The organism is Pseudoalteromonas sp. MMG006 (assembly GCF_018101025.1).
Lineage (GTDB): Bacteria > Pseudomonadota > Gammaproteobacteria > Enterobacterales > Alteromonadaceae > Pseudoalteromonas.
On record NZ_JAGJEJ010000002.1, the window covers coordinates 278,250 to 295,351 of the forward strand.

The 17,102-nt window shown below is 39.7% G+C and carries 17 protein-coding genes and 10 tRNA genes; 7 read left to right on the plus strand and 20 right to left on the minus strand.

Features of this window, described 5'->3' with window-relative positions; all coding sequences use genetic code 11:
• The first annotated feature begins 96 nt into the window (after positions 1 to 96).
• A complete protein-coding gene (locus tag J8L73_RS03730; RefSeq protein ID WP_211014891.1) occupies positions 97 to 609 on the plus strand; it encodes a hypothetical protein in 513 nt (170 codons plus the stop codon).
• Positions 610 to 627: 18 nt separating this feature from the next.
• Here the strand turns inward: J8L73_RS03730 and J8L73_RS03735 are convergent, their stop codons facing one another.
• Positions 628 to 1,152, minus strand: a complete 525-nt coding sequence (locus tag J8L73_RS03735; protein ID WP_211014893.1) for a CIA30 family protein — start codon at positions 1,150 to 1,152, stop codon at positions 628 to 630.
• Between the two features lie 64 nt (positions 1,153 to 1,216).
• Positions 1,217 to 1,432 carry a hypothetical protein gene (locus J8L73_RS03740; RefSeq protein WP_247659556.1) on the minus strand — a complete coding sequence of 72 codons (216 nt, stop codon included), beginning with the start codon at positions 1,430 to 1,432 and terminating at the stop codon, positions 1,217 to 1,219.
• A gap of 117 nt (positions 1,433 to 1,549) precedes the next feature.
• Here J8L73_RS03740 and J8L73_RS03745 point away from each other — a divergent pair, with 117 nt between their 5' ends.
• The 4 genes from J8L73_RS03745 (at position 1,550) to J8L73_RS03760 (ending at position 4,192) form a co-directional block, all read left to right on the plus strand.
• The gene (locus tag J8L73_RS03745; RefSeq protein ID WP_211014895.1) at positions 1,550 to 2,629 is read left to right on the plus strand and encodes an RDD family protein; all 1,080 of its coding nucleotides are present in this window, start codon (positions 1,550 to 1,552) and stop codon (positions 2,627 to 2,629) included.
• 83 nt (positions 2,630 to 2,712) lie between these two features.
• On the plus strand, positions 2,713 to 2,964 hold the full coding sequence (locus J8L73_RS03750; protein WP_121955460.1) for a type II toxin-antitoxin system Phd/YefM family antitoxin: 252 nt from the start codon (positions 2,713 to 2,715) through the stop codon (positions 2,962 to 2,964).
• On the plus strand, positions 2,954 to 3,241 hold the full coding sequence (locus J8L73_RS03755) for a type II toxin-antitoxin system RelE/ParE family toxin (RefSeq protein ID WP_211014897.1): 288 nt from the start codon (positions 2,954 to 2,956) through the stop codon (positions 3,239 to 3,241). Before J8L73_RS03750 ends, J8L73_RS03755 begins: the two co-directional genes overlap by 11 nt.
• A 138-nt stretch (positions 3,242 to 3,379) precedes the next feature.
• Positions 3,380 to 4,192, plus strand: a complete 813-nt coding sequence (locus tag J8L73_RS03760) for a hypothetical protein (RefSeq protein WP_211014899.1) — start codon at positions 3,380 to 3,382, stop codon at positions 4,190 to 4,192.
• 94 nt (positions 4,193 to 4,286) lie between these two features.
• Here J8L73_RS03760 and lnt read toward each other — a convergent pair whose 3' ends face one another.
• From lnt to miaB, 5 genes are read right to left on the minus strand one after another with little or no spacing between them, the layout of a single operon-like run.
• Positions 4,287 to 5,843 (minus strand): apolipoprotein N-acyltransferase, encoded by a 1,557-nt coding sequence (lnt, locus tag J8L73_RS03765; RefSeq protein WP_211014901.1) that lies wholly within the window; start codon positions 5,841 to 5,843, stop codon positions 4,287 to 4,289.
• Positions 5,824 to 6,708, minus strand: coding sequence for a CNNM family magnesium/cobalt transport protein CorC (gene corC, locus J8L73_RS03770; protein ID WP_058547447.1), 885 nt, complete (start codon positions 6,706 to 6,708; stop codon positions 5,824 to 5,826). Before corC ends, lnt begins: the two co-directional genes overlap by 20 nt.
• A 22-nt stretch (positions 6,709 to 6,730) precedes the next feature.
• Positions 6,731 to 7,189, minus strand: a complete 459-nt coding sequence (gene ybeY, locus J8L73_RS03775; RefSeq protein WP_104642303.1) for an rRNA maturation RNase YbeY — start codon at positions 7,187 to 7,189, stop codon at positions 6,731 to 6,733.
• A gap of 4 nt (positions 7,190 to 7,193) precedes the next feature.
• Entirely contained in the window at positions 7,194 to 8,252 is a 1,059-nt protein-coding gene (locus tag J8L73_RS03780) for a PhoH family protein (RefSeq protein WP_138683547.1), read from the minus strand.
• A 54-nt stretch (positions 8,253 to 8,306) separates the two neighbouring features.
• The gene (gene miaB, locus J8L73_RS03785; RefSeq protein ID WP_210999947.1) at positions 8,307 to 9,755 is read right to left on the minus strand and encodes a tRNA (N6-isopentenyl adenosine(37)-C2)-methylthiotransferase MiaB; all 1,449 of its coding nucleotides are present in this window, start codon (positions 9,753 to 9,755) and stop codon (positions 8,307 to 8,309) included.
• Between the two features lie 256 nt (positions 9,756 to 10,011).
• Here miaB and J8L73_RS03790 point away from each other — a divergent pair, with 256 nt between their 5' ends.
• Positions 10,012 to 11,181: an FAD-dependent monooxygenase gene (locus J8L73_RS03790; protein WP_247659558.1), complete on the plus strand. Its 1,170-nt coding sequence runs from the start codon at positions 10,012 to 10,014 to the stop codon at positions 11,179 to 11,181.
• A gap of 157 nt (positions 11,182 to 11,338) precedes the next feature.
• Positions 11,339 to 12,928 carry a bifunctional diguanylate cyclase/phosphodiesterase gene (locus J8L73_RS03795; RefSeq protein ID WP_348771957.1) on the plus strand — a complete coding sequence of 530 codons (1,590 nt, stop codon included), beginning with the start codon at positions 11,339 to 11,341 and terminating at the stop codon, positions 12,926 to 12,928.
• A 5-nt stretch (positions 12,929 to 12,933) separates the two neighbouring features.
• On the opposite strand, the gene J8L73_RS03800 is transcribed toward J8L73_RS03795, so the two are convergent.
• The 13 genes from J8L73_RS03800 to J8L73_RS03860 all read right to left on the minus strand — a co-directional run bounded on the left by J8L73_RS03800 (position 12,934) and on the right by J8L73_RS03860 (position 17,000).
• Positions 12,934 to 13,008, minus strand: a tRNA-Gln gene (locus tag J8L73_RS03800).
• A 39-nt stretch (positions 13,009 to 13,047) separates the two neighbouring features.
• Positions 13,048 to 13,132: transfer RNA gene (locus J8L73_RS03805), tRNA-Leu, on the minus strand.
• 40 nt (positions 13,133 to 13,172) lie between these two features.
• Positions 13,173 to 13,247 (minus strand) — tRNA-Gln (locus tag J8L73_RS03810).
• A 40-nt stretch (positions 13,248 to 13,287) separates the two neighbouring features.
• Positions 13,288 to 13,372 (minus strand) — tRNA-Leu (locus tag J8L73_RS03815).
• Positions 13,373 to 13,412: 40 nt separating this feature from the next.
• A tRNA-Gln gene (locus J8L73_RS03820) sits at positions 13,413 to 13,487 on the minus strand.
• A 40-nt stretch (positions 13,488 to 13,527) separates the two neighbouring features.
• A tRNA-Leu gene (locus J8L73_RS03825) sits at positions 13,528 to 13,612 on the minus strand.
• Between the two features lie 97 nt (positions 13,613 to 13,709).
• Positions 13,710 to 13,786, minus strand: a tRNA-Met gene (locus J8L73_RS03830).
• A 5-nt stretch (positions 13,787 to 13,791) separates the two neighbouring features.
• Positions 13,792 to 13,866: transfer RNA gene (locus J8L73_RS03835), tRNA-Gln, on the minus strand.
• Positions 13,867 to 13,904: 38 nt separating this feature from the next.
• A tRNA-Leu gene (locus J8L73_RS03840) sits at positions 13,905 to 13,989 on the minus strand.
• Positions 13,990 to 14,058: 69 nt separating this feature from the next.
• Positions 14,059 to 14,135: transfer RNA gene (locus J8L73_RS03845), tRNA-Met, on the minus strand.
• A gap of 523 nt (positions 14,136 to 14,658) precedes the next feature.
• Positions 14,659 to 15,750 carry a redox-regulated ATPase YchF gene (ychF, locus tag J8L73_RS03850; protein WP_058547452.1) on the minus strand — a complete coding sequence of 364 codons (1,092 nt, stop codon included), beginning with the start codon at positions 15,748 to 15,750 and terminating at the stop codon, positions 14,659 to 14,661.
• Positions 15,751 to 15,783: 33 nt separating this feature from the next.
• Positions 15,784 to 16,368 carry an aminoacyl-tRNA hydrolase gene (pth, locus tag J8L73_RS03855; RefSeq protein ID WP_058547453.1) on the minus strand — a complete coding sequence of 195 codons (585 nt, stop codon included), beginning with the start codon at positions 16,366 to 16,368 and terminating at the stop codon, positions 15,784 to 15,786.
• A gap of 17 nt (positions 16,369 to 16,385) precedes the next feature.
• Complete coding sequence (locus tag J8L73_RS03860) at positions 16,386 to 17,000, minus strand: 50S ribosomal protein L25/general stress protein Ctc (RefSeq protein ID WP_058547454.1); 615 nt, start codon at positions 16,998 to 17,000, stop codon at positions 16,386 to 16,388.
• Positions 17,001 to 17,102 lie beyond the last annotated feature (102 nt).

A 17,102-nucleotide genomic window follows, 5' to 3' on the forward strand; every position in this document is an offset into this window, starting at 1 on the left:
GGGCTTTTTGCTATTGGCTAACAATAAAATTTACTCAAGGATTTTATTAATAGGTCGATACCTATAATAGCGACACACTATTTTAGGGATAAAGTAATGAATATTTCACCGTCTCCCATTTCCTATAAAGTACTTAGTAATAACTCTCAGCCTCTGAAGCAGTCAGATAAACAACTTACCGAGCAAGAGAGTGAGGAAGAACCAAACTATGTGTTATCAAAGTTTTTAGATACTAAAGCACAAAAATACAGCGAAGATAACGCAACGTTTGGCAATCAGTATAAAAATTTAGAAAAAGTATATAAACATTTCACAGGTCAAATTGTTGCATTACAAGAGCAAATTAACAAACTTAAGCAAAGCCCAGTTCAGCGAAGTTTATCATTAAATAGTAGCGCCAATGAGCTAAATAAAAGTGATGCAAATTCAGCTTTAGATGCTGATCACCTAGGTGTAAAAAAATATAAAAACACACAACAGCAAGATCAAATAGATAGGCTTGAGCTACAACTCGGGGAATTAAAATCAGAGCAAGCTGCGATAAAGCAGCAAATGATTGAGCTGGTTATCAGCGAAATAAAAAGACAAGGCGATAGCTATACAATTTAAAGGCGCAGGGCTTATAGGTTAGCTTTTAAACTCGATTTTGCTCACCTCAAGTTTGAATTCACCCTCTTGTTTGTCTGCAATTAAAAAGCCCAGTTGTTTAATGTCATTAAAATTAATAGTTGCTTGTTGCTCAAGCACGCGGCCACGAAAAGTTAACGTAAAATCACGTTGAGTAAAGTGAATATCCATCCATTCGTTTTTAGTTGTGTTAAATGAGTGCGTATAGGCTGGCCCATCAAGGTAGTCGGATGTTCTAAGTCTTAGCTGATAGGTTTTTCCATCACCTTTAATGCGTAGCGTTATGCTTTTAGAATTTTGACCTTGGGTGTCAAGTTCGGTACGTATTGATGCGAAACCGCCGTTGTTTTCAAGTGATACATTCCCTTTAAATATTAAACTTGTAGCAGTTTGGCTCACTTGGCTATTAGATACACCGCCCATTACGGAGTCGTTTACTACATACCAATTTTGATTGGCATTAGCATGCGTCGTTAAAAATAACGCATTAAATACAAAAAGTGATGAGAGCTGCAAAGTGGTCATGGCTGTTCCTAATAGCTTTAAATTATCAATACGGCTGAATGTATTATTTGTTCACTTATTAAAGCTAATTATTTTTACGGCTCCATTTCTTCATTATTTTTTCAAACATGATTTCTTTATCTGTTTTATCTTCAGGGCAGGGTTTGCCGCTACCTTGAGGCAAACCGTTACTGCCAAATACGGTTGCTATGTCTATTAAATAACATTTGCCATTAAACTTTTCTAAGCGCTTGGTCCCCGTTGTATTTTGGCTAATTACTTCTGACTTATCAGACTTCACTGGCGTTTTAATAGTGAGCTCGTTGTTTATCTCTTCATTTGTAGAGCCTTTAACTTGAGCTAAAAATAAAAAGCGCGTAAGTTAAATGGGTTCCCCATTTTAATAACAAATATAAAAATGAAAGCCAAAGAAATAGAACAATTAGCATTATCGGACTCTGAAACTAAAGACGTGATCACCCCACATGCCTTTAAAATTGACCAAGCATTATTAGGCATACCTTTAGCTACCCCTATTAAACGTGCAATGGCGATGATTATAGATGTCACTTTGATATTTATGGCCGCTAAGCTAAGCGCGACTTTAATTGCATTTGTAGCTGCGATGGCTTTTTATAAAGGCACTGCGCAGCAATACCTGCCAAAAATGTCATCGTTTTGGCGCAGAGCTCTAAAACTTTTTGCAGCGAGCTTTTTGTTTGTAAGCGCACTCACCGTGCTCTCATTAGCGATAGATTTTTTTGAAGACGATAACGCTATTCAAGGTATACAAATAGAAAAAACTCAGAAAAACGATGAGTTAAGTGAGCATGAAAAATCAATAATACGCACGTATTTGGCGCAAACAGACGATGATAAAAACTGCGATGATGTTTGCCAAAGCGTTGCTCATGCTAATTTAGTTGGCCAATTACCAGCGCTTGCTGAAATTGAAGACGTTGGCGGGATTGAAGTTACGCGCACGTTATTGCAGTTAATGGCTATTGATGATGAGCCTATAGCGGCAGATGATTTTAAAAATAATGATACAGAGCTAAAGAGCATTTCGGGCGAAGCTTCAGATGAAAGCAATATAGTTGAAAAAGCAGACACTAAAAGCAAGAAAAGCAAACTTGTCACCAGCATTTTGCAGTGGGGCAAAGGTATTATTCAAGACCTAGGCCTTGGCTTTGGTTGGGCTGCCGTATACTTTACGTTGTTCTCGTTATTATGGCGCGGACAAACGCCGGGTAAAAAAGTATGTAATATTCGCGTAGTAGCACTAAGCGGTGAGCCACTAGGTTTATTAGATTGCTTTGGGCGCTACGGCGGCTATGGAGCTGGTTTTGCCACGGGCTTATTAGGCTTTTTGCAAGTGTATTGGGACCCAAACAGGCAAGCTATTCAAGATAAAATATCAGCGACAGTGGTTATTCAGGGCAGTGTGAACCAAGTTGTAAATGTGAAAACGGTAGAAGAGACTGTTAAAACTAGTTAGAAAATAAGCAATTATAAAATATATAGCTTTAAATAAAAAAAGGGCTAAAATAAGGTCTTAATTTAGTTCTTTATAGGTGTTTTATGAGACAAGTTTTAGCTGATTGTTCAGCAAGTATTTCAGAGCTTAAAAAAAACCCAACAGCGCTTTTAAATGAAGCAGATGGCGCAGCAATAGCCATATTAAATCATAACAAGCCTGCAGCTTACTTAGTGCCTGCACAAATGTATGAGCTACTAATGGAGCAATTAGATGATTATGAACTAACGAAAGTTGTTGAGAGCCGCAGAGGCGATTTATCTCAAGCGGTTGAAGTTAGTATAGATGACTTATAAGTTAAAGTTTTTACCTGCAGCCTTAAAGGAGTGGGAGAAACTTGCGCCACCACTCAAAAGCCAGTTTAAAAAGAAACTTACTGAGCGCTTAGGTAACCCGCATGTACCTGCATCCAAGTTGCGAGGCTTTGATAATGTTTACAAAATAAAATTGCGCACGGCAGGGTATCGCCTAGCTTACGAAGTTATTGATGACGAAGTTGTGGTTTATGTACTGGCAATTAGTAAACGCGATAAAGATGCAATATATAAAAAGTTAGCGTCCCGAACTAAGTAATAGGGGCTGTCACTTGGAAAAATTAAGCTTCTTAAATGCTTTTATCTAGTTGTTTATTTCCAAAGTTAAAGCCTTTCTCTTAATAAAAGAACGTAGGAAAGCGAAAGCAGGAAGCCTAATTATAGAAGGAATTAAATTTTGAACTACTTTGATTTTTCAATATACCCAAAGAAATCTCTACATGAAAATGTCATATTTTGGTGGGCAACTTTAACACCACTTAGTTTATCACTATTATTGGCTGTTTTATTGATACCTGAACTTAATTTTGAAATTAGCGTGAAGGGGTATAAATACTTTTTGACAGCTTTTTCACTTCCTTTAGGTATCGCATCAATTTCTATAATACTAGGTGTTATGGTTGGGCGCTTTCATAGTTCGAAGCAAAGTGCTATTTCAATTTCACAAAATGAGAGTAATTTCCTGTTAGCTAGAAAAAACCAAACCTTTCAGCATTATTTTGAGCATAGAACTCAATTCGAGAACTGGATAAAGTTAGAAGGTGTGAAATTAAGCATCTTAGATCAAAGTGACGCTATAGATGTAAATGCTATGGGATTATATGATTTGTTGTTTTCAAGTAACAGCATTGAATATTTAGAATATTCAGTCGATCGAGAAGAGCTATTTCATCATGTACTAAGTAAGTCACAAATAATTTCTTTTGAATTGACTAATAAAGATAGCTTTTCAGCAGAGTGGGCTTGCTTAAAATTATTATCTTTCATAAATATTCAGCCATTTAAAACTAAACATGACTACTGGGCACCTTATTATGATAGAGATGCCTTTATTGAGTTGGTATTAGAAATCCCTCGAGTTATTTATAAATCCTCAGAGTTCCTATTGTTAACAGGTTTAGATAGTGATGACGTAAATTTATATGAAATATTTGAGATATTAATAAAAGAACTAGATAAAAGCTCATTTTTTGAAAAGCTAAATAATTAACTGAACTCTTAAATGACTTGCTTTTGGAAAGTGACAATGAAATTAAGTATTTTAATTTTCGAATAATGCCAGTAATAAATTGACTGAACTATTCCTATTTTTGTGGCTTGAGGCTAACCCCAAACCCACCAACTCCCAGCAACAACACAAATCCCCATACAAACATGTTTCCGTATTGGCTGTACACGCTGTCGCCTTGTATAAGCTTTATATCGGCTTTCATGGTAGCAGCTTCAAACTGTGGCATAGTTTGTTGTGTGTGGCTTATTGGGTCGTATACGGCGCTTACGCCATTGTTGGTAACACGTACCAGCGGGCGTTGTAGTTCTAATGCGCGCATGCGAGCTATTTGCATGTGTTGCAATGGCCCAATAGAGTCACCAAACCACGCGTCGTTACTTACGGTAAAAAGTAGGTCTGAGTCGCTTTTGTAGTTACCGCGTACTAAATCGGCAAATACTATTTCGTAGCAAATAGCGGGTAGCAGGTTAAAACCATTGGCACGTAAGTTGTTTTGTACTTTATCACCACGGGTAAACGACGACATAGGTAAATCAAACAGTGGTGCTATTGGTCGCAATATATCTTGAAATGGCACAAATTCGCCAATAGGGAGTAGCTGATGTTTACGATAGCGGTTTTTACCTAAATATCGATAGTGGCCCTGCTCGTCGTTGCGCTCTTTATTACCGACCACAATAAGGGTGTTGTAAATGGTTTTAGTGTCTAGTTGATAGTCAACAATACCGGTTACAAGGGCGGTTTTATTAAACGATGCTGCTTTGTCTAAATTGGCTAAGTAGGTGTCGGCCAGCATTTCTATTTCGGGCACTGCGGCTTCAGGCCATACAATCAAGTCGGCATCCCAATGCGGGCGTGTTAGGTCTTGGTACTTGCTCATAGTGGTCCAAAACTCACTTGGCTCAAAGCGCAGGTGCTGTTTTATATTACCTTGCACAAGTAATGTTGACATGTGTTTACCTGAATACTGATCTGAGCCTGTATTTAATGCGCTAACAACAAGTATTACAAAAGCAGCGGCGGTTGCTAATGGCGTTTTGAAATCTTTTTGAGTAAGCCTATAAAGTGCAAAAGCAATGGCTGCGCAGGTAAGGGTTAAGCCAAATTCGCCAATGTAGGGGGCAAGTATTCTAAGCGGGCCATCAGTTTGCGTATAACCAAAGCTTAACCAAGGAAAGCCTGTTAATACGGTACCGCGTAAATATTCACTCATTGCAACGCTTACTATTAGTAATGCACCAAAGCTTTTAGGGCCACTTGCAAAGCGAGTCGCTGCCCAAAACGCAAGCGCCGGGAATAATGCTAAGTACGCGCATAAAAATGCCATTAATGAAAGTGAGGCAATAAGTGGCATGCCACCAAAAGTGGCTATTGATACATGCACCCAACTTATACCAGCACCAAACCAGCCTAAACCAAATATAAAACCATATTTAGCGGCCGTTTTAGCGTGTGCTTTACCTGTGTTGTTTGGGTTAATGCAAAAAATAATGGCGGCAAGGCTAAAAAATACGATGGGCCAAATTTGAAAAGGGGCGTAGCCAAAAGTTAAAACTAGGCCCGCAATAAGTGCGAGCCATGCTTTTTTATCTTTTGCTAACAGGGTGAGTTTAGTTAGCAGAGTCTTCACTGTCGTTTTCATCAACCTTAGGTACGGTGACTTGCAGTTGTAAGATACGACGATTGTCAGAGTTGGTTACTTTAAACTGGTAACCTTCTATGTCTATTGTTTCACCGCGACTTGGCATATGGCCAAATGCGTGTAATACAGTGCCGCCAATGGTGTCGGCTTCGTCGGTGCTGTAACCTGTTTTAAAGTACTCGTTAAAGTCATCTACAGGGGTAAGCGCTTGTACTACGTATACGTGCTTAGCAAGCTGTCGAATATCTTGTTGATCTTCTTCTTCGTCGTGCTCATCTTCGATTTCGCCAACGATTATTTCAAGAATGTCTTCGATTGTTACAAGGCCCGATACACCGCCGTATTCGTCAATAACAATAGCCATGTGGTAGCGTTGCTGACGAAATTCGTTTAATAGGGTATCTACGCGTTTACTCTCTGGGACTACCATAGCTGGGCGTAAATAATCGCGCAGTGATGGTAGGTGCTCGTCTTTATTTAAAATAAGCGGTAGCAAATCTTTAGCGAGCAATATCCCCTCTACGTGGTCTTTGTCTTCACACACTACCGGAAAGCGTGAGTGAGTTGAGTCGACCATCATTGGGATGAGTTCTTCTAATGGGCTATCTACCTCAAGAGTGATCATTTGTGAGCGCGGGATCATTATGTCACGCACTTTAAGCTTAGACACGCCAAGCACACCTTCAATCATCTCTTTAGTTTCTGGATCTATTACGTCACGCTCTTGCGCATCGGCTATTACTTCAACCAGCTCTTCTCTATTCTGGGGTTCCCCTTGCAACATTTGGGCTATGCGGCCCATCCACGTTTTGCCAGAAGAACCCTGGCTAGATTGCGAGTTATCGTCGCTCATTGCGTCTAATTGCTCCGTTAATTTAAATATCGTCTCGGTATGGGTCGGCTATGTTTAGCTCGCCAAGTAATTGCTTTTCTATACTTTCCATCTCGAGTGCGTCCTCACTCTTTATATGGTCAAATCCAAGTAAATGCAAGCATCCATGAATAACCATATGAGCAAAGTGGTCATGAAATGACTTCTCTTGCTCAATTGCTTCAGCCAAAACAATGGCTGGGCAAATAATTAAATCGCCCACAAGAGGAATGTCTATTCCTGGTGGCGCTTCAAATTCAAATGAGAGTACGTTGGTTGGTTTATTTTTACCGCGGTAATCGTTATTTAGCTGCTGCGATTGCGCTTCGTCGCTTATTACAATGCTGAGCTCAGACTCATCACGGTATTGGCTTAGGGCTTTGTCGGCCCACAGTGCAAATTGCGCTTCGCTTGGGAGGTTGTCAAACTCACACGCTATTTGTAAATCAAGTTCGGTGCTCACGGTATTACTCTTTAGTAGAAGGTTGCTGTTGAGCGGCCAATAAATCTTTGGCTTTTTGCTTTTCTATACGCTTAAGTCGCTCATTTTCGTCGTTGCGCTCGTAGGCTTCTACAATGCGGCCAACCACAGGATGGCGTACTATGTCGTGTGATTTAAAGTAGTTAAAGCTAATTTCTTCAACGCCGTCGAGTACTTCTATTGCGTGGCGAAGGCCTGAACGTGCACCACGAGGTAAATCTACTTGTGTTATATCGCCCGTAATAACCGCTTTAGAGTTAAAGCCTATACGGGTTAAAAACATTTTCATTTGCTCGGCGGTGGTGTTTTGGCTTTCATCTAAAATAATAAACGCATCATTTAGTGTACGACCACGCATGTAAGCAAGTGGTGCAATTTCAATAATGTGTTTTTCGATTAGTTTTTCTACTTTTTCAAAACCCAGCATTTCAAATAACGCGTCGTAAAGAGGGCGCAGGTATGGGTCTACTTTTTGGCTTAAGTCGCCTGGTAAAAAGCCTAACTTTTCACCGGCTTCTACTGCTGGTCGAGTAAGTAATATTCGGCGAATTTCTTGACGCTCTAGTGCATCTACTGCAGCGGCGACTGCAAGGTATGTTTTACCAGTACCAGCGGGGCCAATACCAAAGGTAATATCGTGATGTAAAATGTTAGCTACATATAAACCTTGGTTGTCGTTGCGCGGTTTAATTACGCCACGGCGGGTTTTAATGTACATTTCTTTGCCGTAAGCACTTTGTGGTACATCTTGCTCTAGGGCTTTTGATTCGGTAATGGCTAAATGTACGTTGTCGGGCTCTATTTCACCAATTTCACCACGAACAGGTTGAGTACTCACGTATAAGTCTTTTAGGATCTCTACGGCTGCAGCGCTTGAGTGCAGTTTTCCTGTTACTTTAAAAAAGTTGTCGCGGTGGATAATTTCAACACCAAGGCGGCGCTCAATTTGTTTGATGTTTTCGTCAAACGGGCCACATAAAGAAGAAAGGCGTTTGTTGTCGGCAGGTTCTAAATAAATCTCTAACGTTTTTAACTGATTACTCAAAATTACTTCCTATTCGGGTGCGCCAGTGTTAACTGGCGCAATGAATTTATGCAACTAAGGTACGAAAGTAGCTACACCAATTTCGTTTGTTGTTTCGACTTTTGGTTCAATGCTTGCGGCTTTAGTTAAAATAGCTGAAGGCGCAACTTCACGTCGTAAGTTCATTTCTGATTCTGTACGAATTAAGTCACCACGTAAAGAGTTTGGTAGTGCCTCGGTAATACGTACATCAACAAACTGTCCGATCACAGTGTGTGGGCCAACAAAGTTAACTACACGGTTATTTTCGGTACGGCCACGTAATTCCATTGGGTTCTTTTTAGAAGGACCTTCAACTAAAATACGTTGCTCTGTATCAAACATTTGGCGGCTAATTTGTTGCGCCATTTGTGTAATACGGTTTTGTAGTAGGTATAAGCGTTCTTTTTTCTCTTGCTCTGTTACGTCATCTGGCAAGTCAGCTGCTGGTGTACCCGGGCGTGCACTGTAAATAAAGCTAAAGCTCATATCAAAACCAATATCGTTAATTAGGTTCATTGTGGCTTCAAAGTCTGTTTTGCTTTCACCTGGGAAACCAATAATGAAATCTGACGACATGCTTAAGTTAGGGCGAATTTTACGTAACTTACGAATAGTTGATTTGTATTCAATTGCTGTGTGGCCGCGCTTCATTAAATTAAGAATACGATCTGAACCACTTTGTACTGGTAAGTGTAAGTGATCGACAAGCTCTGGCACATCAGCGTATACGTCGATAATATCCGGCGTAAACTCTACAGGGTGCGATGTGGTGTAACGAATACGGTCAATACCATCAATGGCGGCGATCAAACGAATTAAATCTGAGAAGTAGCAAATGTCGCCATCGTGAGTATCACCACGGTATGCGTTTACGTTTTGACCTAAAAGATTTACTTCACGTACGCCTTGCTCTGCAAGTTGTGCTACTTCTAGTAGTACGTCATCTACTGGGCGGCTAACTTCTTCACCACGAGTGTAAGGTACAACACAAAAAGTACAGTACTTAGAACACCCTTCCATAATTGATACAAATGCTGAAGGGCCTTCAGCTTTTGGCTCTGGTAAACGGTCAAACTTTTCAATCTCTGGGAATGAAATATCAACAACCGATGAGCCTTTATCGCCTTGCACTTGCTTAATCATTTCTGGTAAACGGTGTAGCGTTTGTGGGCCAAAAATTACATCTACAAATGGCGCACGCTGGCGAATAGAGTCACCTTCTTGTGAGGCAACACAACCACCAACACCAATAATTAAATCTGGCTTGTCGTCTTTTAATAATTTCCAACGACCTAATTGGTGAAATACTTTTTCTTGCGCTTTTTCACGAATTGAACAGGTGTTAAGTAATATTACGTCGGCATCTGTTGCATCTTCAGTTAGCTGGTAGCCGTTGGTAGCATCTAGAAGTTCAGCCATTTTCTGAGAGTCATACTCGTTCATCTGACAACCCCAGGTTTTGATATGCAGCTTTTTGCTCATTGAAATATAGCCTCGTGTTCAATTCGGTAGTGGCACAAAAATGTGCTTAAATCAGGATTAAGGAGCAAGGTTGCTCACTTAAAGGACGCGTATTTTAGCTGGATACCCGCCCAGCCTCAAGTATAGTTTTTATGTTTGTGATCTTAAATCAATACAGAGCCAGTTTAATAGCTTGATAGTTATATACTCTCGCACTAAAGCAGCGAGTTACGGTACAATAAAAATAGATTCACGTATTAACAAAATGATGAAAAACATGACTCAAAATAAAGCGATAGTTGTTGGTGGTGGCATGGTTGGAGCCGCTATGGCCATTAGGTTAGCACAGCAAGGAAAGTCGGTACGCATTATAGAAAAGCATATAATTGATGCCGATAATATTTTAGCAAGCGATACGGTAGATATTCGCGTATCGGCTATTAATCGTTTTTCAGAAAATTTACTCGATGAATTAGGTGCCATGCCTATTTTAAGGCAAAGCCGTGTAGCACCTTATAAGCAACTAGAAGCATTTGAGCGTGGTGGCGATAACCTTTTATTTGATTGCGCCGATATTAATACCTCACATTTAGGCCACCTAATCGAAAACAGCCTTATTCAAGCGAGCTTGTGGAAGCAGTTTGCTCATTACAATATAGAAGTTATTGAGCAATCAGCTCCTGTGAGTGCTATTGAACAAAATATTGATTCTATAACACTTGCATACGGAGACACACGCTATAACGCTGATTTAGTGATTGCAGCCGATGGTGGGCAATCGCAGCTACGTGCAAAAGCTAATATTGGTGTAACCGGATGGCAGTATCAACAACATTGTATGGGCGTACTTATAAAGCTTGATGCGCCGCAGCAGGTAAAAACATGGCAACAGTTTACGCCAACCGGGCCTTTAGCGTTTTTACCTATGCAGGCCCCATACACGAATTTAATTTGGTATGACGACGCTAATATATTACAACACTTTAAAGGGTTAGCGCCTGAACAAATTAAAACCCATATTTTAAATAAATTTCCCACACTTGCAGGCGACTTTGACGTGCAAAGTCATGCGATATTTCCGCTTACCCGTCAACATGCTAATAATTACTCGCAAGGGCGGTTAGTGTTAGTTGGCGATGCAGCGCACACAATTAACCCGCTTGCAGGGCAGGGGGTTAATTTAGGCTTTCAGGACGTTGTAGCACTTGCTAAAGCGCTTGATGGCGTTGATGATATTGGTTGCCCGTTAAAACTAAAAGAGTACGAGCGTAGCCGCCGCAAAGCTAACTTATTAATGATGAGTATGATGGACGCATGTTACTTTGGTTTTTCTAATCAAATTACACCCCTTAAATGGGCGCGAAGCCAGTTTTTAAAAATGGCCAATAATACCGGTCCTTTGAAAAATTGGGTTTTAAAATACGCTATTAGCGGTGAACTTGGTTAAACCTTTATACGCACATAACTTTGATGTGCGTTTTTCTATTGCTTAGCACCTGTGACTTTTTTAACTTCTCAAAATCACTACAAATTATTGTAAATTTATTTCGTTATTACATTTATTTGCCATACTCAAATTATAATCAAATAAAAAATGAGTTGTTGTGGGAAATCTTTTTGTTTACCTAATTGCCATAGGGGTTGTACTACTTACCCTTAGTATTATGCCTACCTTACAAATTTGTAAAAAAACAAAGAGAGTGTCGTGGGTTTTATTATTAGTGTTAATTATTGGCTTTATTGTAGGTTACTGGTGGATTTTATATTACTTTGTTAATAATCCATCGAGTGATTTTGTTGCCAGTAGTATTGCGCTTATCCTGTGTGGCGGTGGTGCGTTTGTATTTTTAATTATTAAACTCAGCTTAAAAAGTATTATTAAAATAGATGAGTATGCAGAGCGCCAGCGCTTTTTAGCAGAACACGACCATTTAACCACACTTTCAAATCGTAAAAAATTCTTTCAAATATTAAACCGCCAAGTTAAGTATAAAGATCCTTTTACGCTGCTTTTAATAGATCTAAATAACTTTAAAAAGATTAATGATTTATATGGCAATAAGGTCGGTGATATTTTACTTAGTGTATTTGGTAAAAGAATGAGTCAAAACTTAAGCGGGATAGCAAAACTTTACCGCATTGGCGGAGATGAGTTTGCACTAATAGTTGAAACCTCACCCAATGATAATTTTGAAGCGTGTTTAAATGCCATTAATAAATCTATTAATTCCCCCTTTGCTATTTACGAGCATAATTTAAAAATAAAACTGACAATTGGGGCAAGCCAGTACTTACAGGACTCTTTACATGCAAATGAGCTATTCACGCAAGCTAACCTAGCAATACACGAAGCTAAAATTACACAGCAGCCTTATGTTGCGTATAAAAAAGAGCTTGGCAAACGCGTCAATGATTTACGAGATATGAGCAGCAAAATAAAGCGCGCTATTAACGAGAAAGAGTTTGAGCTGTACTTACAACCTATATTTGAAGCTGACTCAGAGGATATGCATGGCGCTGAGGTGCTCATTCGCTGGCCGCAAAGTGATGGCTCTTTTATTAGTCCTGAACTATTTATTGGTATTGCAGAGCAAAGTGGGCTTATTTTAGGTATTTCTAAATGGGTGGTGCTTGAAACAATAAATCATTTAAAACAATTAAAGAGTGCCGGCTTTATTGGTGCATTGCATGTAAATTTATCAACGAAAGATTTAGAAAGTCCTGAGTTTTACGAGTTTATAGAAACCTTACTAGCTGATGATCCAAGTTTGAGTGATTTTATTATTTTTGAAATTACTGAGCGAGCCATGATGACTAATTTACAAGCTGCTCAAACTATGATGCAAAAATTAAACAGTAGGGGTTTTGAATTTAGTGTTGATGATTTTGGCACTGGGTTTTCTTCGCTAGTATTATTACGAGAGTTACCTATAAGCCAAATTAAGATAGATCAGTCATTTATAAAAGATATGCTGACACAAATAGCGGATTACGCCATTGTGGAGTCTACTTTGTTTTTAGCTACGCGATTAAATTGTAAGGTGGTTGCCGAAGGCATAGAAAACGAAGACGTACAGCAGGCATTAACCACTATGAATTGTGACTATTTGCAAGGGTATTATTACAGTAAACCGTTAAGAATTAATGAATTTATGAGTAAGTATTTGAGCGAGGATAGATACAGAATAATTTAGAAAATTGGCTGGGATACCAGGATTTGAACCTGGGAATGCCAGGATCAAAACCTGGTGCCTTACCGCTTGGCGATATCCCAACTATAAATTTGGATGAGTTTTAGTTCTAGTTAAGAACATGGTGCGGAAGGAGAGACTTGAACTCTCACAACCTAAGTTACTGGAACCTAAATCCAGCGCGTCTACCAATTCCGCCACTCCCGCAGTTCTTATTCTTTAAACAACTTTCTTTGGTATAAAAAGTTGGCTGGGATACCAGGATTTGAACCTGGGAATGCCAGGATCAAAACCTGGTGCCTTACCGCTTGGCGATATCCCAACAAAGAATTATTTGATAATTTTAGTTCTTATCAAGAACATGGTGCGGAAGGAGAGACTTGAACTCTCACAACCTAAGTTACTGGAACCTAAATCCAGCGCGTCTACCAATTCCGCCACTCCCGCATACTGTCATTCTTTATAGCAATTTCCTTGGTAAAGAAATTGGCTGGGATACCAGGATTTGAACCTGGGAATGCCAGGATCAAAACCTGGTGCCTTACCGCTTGGCGATATCCCAACAAAGAATTAATTGATAATTTTAGTTCTTATCAAGAACATGGTGCGGAAGGAGAGACTTGAACTCTCACAACCTAAGTTACTGGAACCTAAATCCAGCGCGTCTACCAATTCCGCCACTCCCGCATTATCACTTTGAATCAATCAAAGAAATGGTAGTTATTTTAAACTCTTCATTGAGTTGCAATTTTAACTCTTGCAGAGCCACTTCTAAAAGAAGAAATGGTGGCTAAGACGGGATTTGAACCTGTGACCCCATCATTATGAGTGATGTGCTCTAACCAGCTGAGCTACTTAGCCATTGTTGGCTGGGATACCAGGATTTGAACCTGGGAATGCCAGGATCAAAACCTGGTGCCTTACCGCTTGGCGATATCCCAACAATAACAATTGATAGTTTTAGTTCTTATCAAGAACATGGTGCGGAAGGAGAGACTTGAACTCTCACAACCTAAGTTACTGGAACCTAAATCCAGCGCGTCTACCAATTCCGCCACTCCCGCATTTCAAATTTTGATAAATCAAAACTGAGGTAGTTATTTTAAACTCTTCATTGAGCAACAAAAAATAAATGGTGGCTAAGACGGGATTTGAACCTGTGACCCCATCATTATGAGTGATGTGCTCTAACCAGCTGAGCTACTTAGCCATCTTTTTTGTTAGCACTTCATCGCTGAGTGCGGGGCGTATTATGCTGATATGACCCAAATCCGTCAACACCTTTTTTGCAAAAAAACACTTATCAGTGTTTGTTTGCAGGAAAATTAAGCTAAGCGGCTAAATTTTAATAAAAATGATGTTTTTTTGACTGTAATTCAAATGCAAATCATGGCGATAAATTAAAAGAGTAAAAACACACTGCTCAAAATTGTTTGATTATTCGACACATTATCGTGTACGACATAAATTTTAGCATTAATTTGATATCTCAATACGTAAATTAATAGCTAAAGCGCTATTTTATTTTAATAAAGTGGGTATTAACCTAGACAAAGGCATTTTAAATAATGTTCAGCTTGGTTATATGTACCACTTGAGTGCTTTTGCAAAGGGGTTATATAAACGCAGGTGCGAGATTAAGTAGCTAAAGAGACGTTTTGGTAGTGAGGATAAAGTAAAGGATACAAAAAAGGCTCGTAAACACGAGCCTTTTTAGTTTTTCAATCGCTTGATTAAACGTTGAATAAGAAGTTCATAACATCGCCATCTTTAACGATGTATTCTTTACCTTCTTGACGCATTTTGCCCGCTTCTTTCGCACCGCTTTCACCTTTAAAGCCAATAAAGTCTTCATAAGCGATAGTTTGTGCACGGATAAAGCCACGCTCAAAGTCGGTATGGATTTTACCTGCTGCTTGTGGCGCTGTAGCACCAACAGGGATTGTCCATGCGCGTACTTCTTTTACGCCAGCTGTAAAGTAAGTTTGTAGCTGAAGTAATTCATAGCCACCACGAATAACCAGGTTAAGGCCAGGCTCTTCTAAGCCAAGATCAGCCATAAACTCAAGTTTATCTTCGTCATCAAGCTCAGATAGCTCAGATTCGATTGCTGCACACACAGGAACAACAACAGCGCCTTCTGACTCTGCTATAGCGCGAACACGATCAAGTAGTGGGTTATTCTCAAAACCATCTTCAGCAACGTTTGCAATGTACATTGTTGGCTTGATAGTTAAAAAGTTAATAGAGCTTATTGCTGCTTTTTCTTCTTTAGTTAATTCTAAAGAGCGAAGCGTTAAGCCTTCATCTAAGTGTACTTTTACTTTTTCAAGCGCAGCATTTTGCTCTTTTGCGTCTTTATCGCCGCCTTTTGCTTTTTTAGCATTACGGAAAATTGCTTTTTCAGCACTATCCATATCAGCAAGTACAAGCTCAGTATTAATTACGTCAATATCGTCAGCAGGGTCAATAGTACCTGCAACGTGTATTACGTTTTCATCTTCAAAACAGCGTACTACATGGCCAATTGCATCCGTTTCACGAATGTTTGCTAAAAACTGGTTACCTAAGCCTTCACCTTTAGATGCACCTTTTACTAAGCCAGCAATATCCACAAATTCCATACTTGTAGTAAGAATGCGTTGCGGGTTTACTATTTTAGCAAGCTCGTCTAGACGAGGATCTGGCACAGGTACCACACCTGTATTAGGCTCAATGGTACAAAAAGGAAAGTTAGCGGCTTCAATACCCGCTTTAGTTAGTGCATTGAAAAGCGTTGATTTACCAACGTTAGGCAAGCCAACGATGCCACATTTAAAACCCATAGTAAGATACCTTGTTAAGATTCGTTTAAACGATTATGGTTTAAAAGAATGTAGTCTGTTTTGTGCTTTTAACACACCGTCTTTTGCAAGTATTTCCATACAGCGAACTGCTTCATCAACAGCGGCATCCATTTTTTCTTGGTCTTCTTTGGCTGCTTTTCCAAGCACCCAACCAGTAACCATTTCACGATGCCCCGGATGACCTACACCTATGCGTAAACGCATAAAGTCTTTTTGATTTGCCATTTTAGCAATAATGTCTTTTAAACCATTATGACCGCCGTGTCCGCCGCCTTTTTTTAATTTGGCAACGCCTGGGTCTAAATCCAATTCGTCGTGAGCTACTAAAATGTTTTCCACGGGGATTTTGAAAAAATTAGCTAAACTACCGACCGCTTTACCACTTAGATTCATGTAAGTAGTGGGGATCAATAATTTGAATTCTTGGCCTTGGATAATCACTTTGCCAGTAAGGCCGTGATATTTAGGATCGTGTTTTAGGGTGCAGTTATAGCGTGCAGCGAGTTGCTCGATGAACCAAGCACCTGCATTGTGGCGTGTGTTTGCGTATTCGGGGCCTGGATTAGCCAGGCCCACAAGCATTTGAATAGAATTCAAGGTGCGAACCTTAAATATTATTCAGCAGCGTCTGCAGCGTCGTCTTCAACTGGTGCAGACTTATTAGCTTTGATAGTCAAGATTGACTGATCGTGGCCTTCGCCTTTACCTAGTTCAACTGAGCTAACGCCTTTTGGAAAAGCAAGGTCAGAGATGTGAATTGAATCACCAACAACTAGCTCAGAAACGTTTACTTCGATGAATTCTGGAAGTGCTTTTGGAAGACAAGAAACTTCAACTTCAGTTAACTGGTGAACTACAGTTGCGCCAGCTTTAGTTACGATTTCTTCACCGATGAAGTGAAGAGGAACTTTAGTTGTAAGTTTATGAGTTGCGTCTACACGTTGGAAATCAAGGTGAGTAAGCTTAGGCTTGAATGGGTGACGTTGAATATCTTTTAAGATAGCTTCAACTTTCTCGCCGCCTACGTTAAGTGTAAGAATATGAGTGTAGAAACCTTCATCTTCTTGTGCTTTGATCATATCTTTATGAGCAAAAGTAAGAGATAAAGCTTCTTTGTCAGCTCCGTAAAGGATTGCAGGAACTTTGTCTTCGCGACGTAGGCGGCGGCTCGCACCAGTACCAGTTTCTACGCGAAGTTCAGCGTCATATGTATAAGTTGTGTTAGACATGATGTCTCCAATTATTAAAAAGTTTAGGGCCTTTGCGACCAAGGTCCCTAGCCAAAAGGCGCGCTATCATACCACCGCACCCCAACAAAATAAACATCGCTT

Excerpts from the sequence above, each read along its gene's own strand:
- J8L73_RS03860 (WP_058547454.1), bottom strand. The coding sequence starts at position 17,000 with ATGTCTAACACAACTTATACATATGACGCTGAACTTCGCGTAGAAACT.
- J8L73_RS03745 (WP_211014895.1), top strand. The coding sequence starts at position 1,550 with ATGAAAGCCAAAGAAATAGAACAATTAGCATTATCGGACTCTGAAACT.
- J8L73_RS03755 (WP_211014897.1), top strand. The coding sequence starts at position 2,954 with ATGACTTATAAGTTAAAGTTTTTACCTGCAGCCTTAAAGGAGTGGGAG.
- J8L73_RS03730 (WP_211014891.1), top strand. The coding sequence starts at position 97 with ATGAATATTTCACCGTCTCCCATTTCCTATAAAGTACTTAGTAATAAC.
- J8L73_RS03790 (WP_247659558.1), top strand. The coding sequence starts at position 10,012 with ATGACTCAAAATAAAGCGATAGTTGTTGGTGGTGGCATGGTTGGAGCC.
- J8L73_RS03735 (WP_211014893.1), bottom strand. The coding sequence starts at position 1,152 with ATGACCACTTTGCAGCTCTCATCACTTTTTGTATTTAATGCGTTATTT.
- ychF (WP_058547452.1), bottom strand. The coding sequence starts at position 15,750 with ATGGGTTTTAAATGTGGCATCGTTGGCTTGCCTAACGTTGGTAAATCA.
- miaB (WP_210999947.1), bottom strand. The coding sequence starts at position 9,755 with ATGAGCAAAAAGCTGCATATCAAAACCTGGGGTTGTCAGATGAACGAG.
- corC (WP_058547447.1), bottom strand. The coding sequence starts at position 6,708 with ATGAGCGACGATAACTCGCAATCTAGCCAGGGTTCTTCTGGCAAAACG.
- J8L73_RS03750 (WP_121955460.1), top strand. The coding sequence starts at position 2,713 with ATGAGACAAGTTTTAGCTGATTGTTCAGCAAGTATTTCAGAGCTTAAA.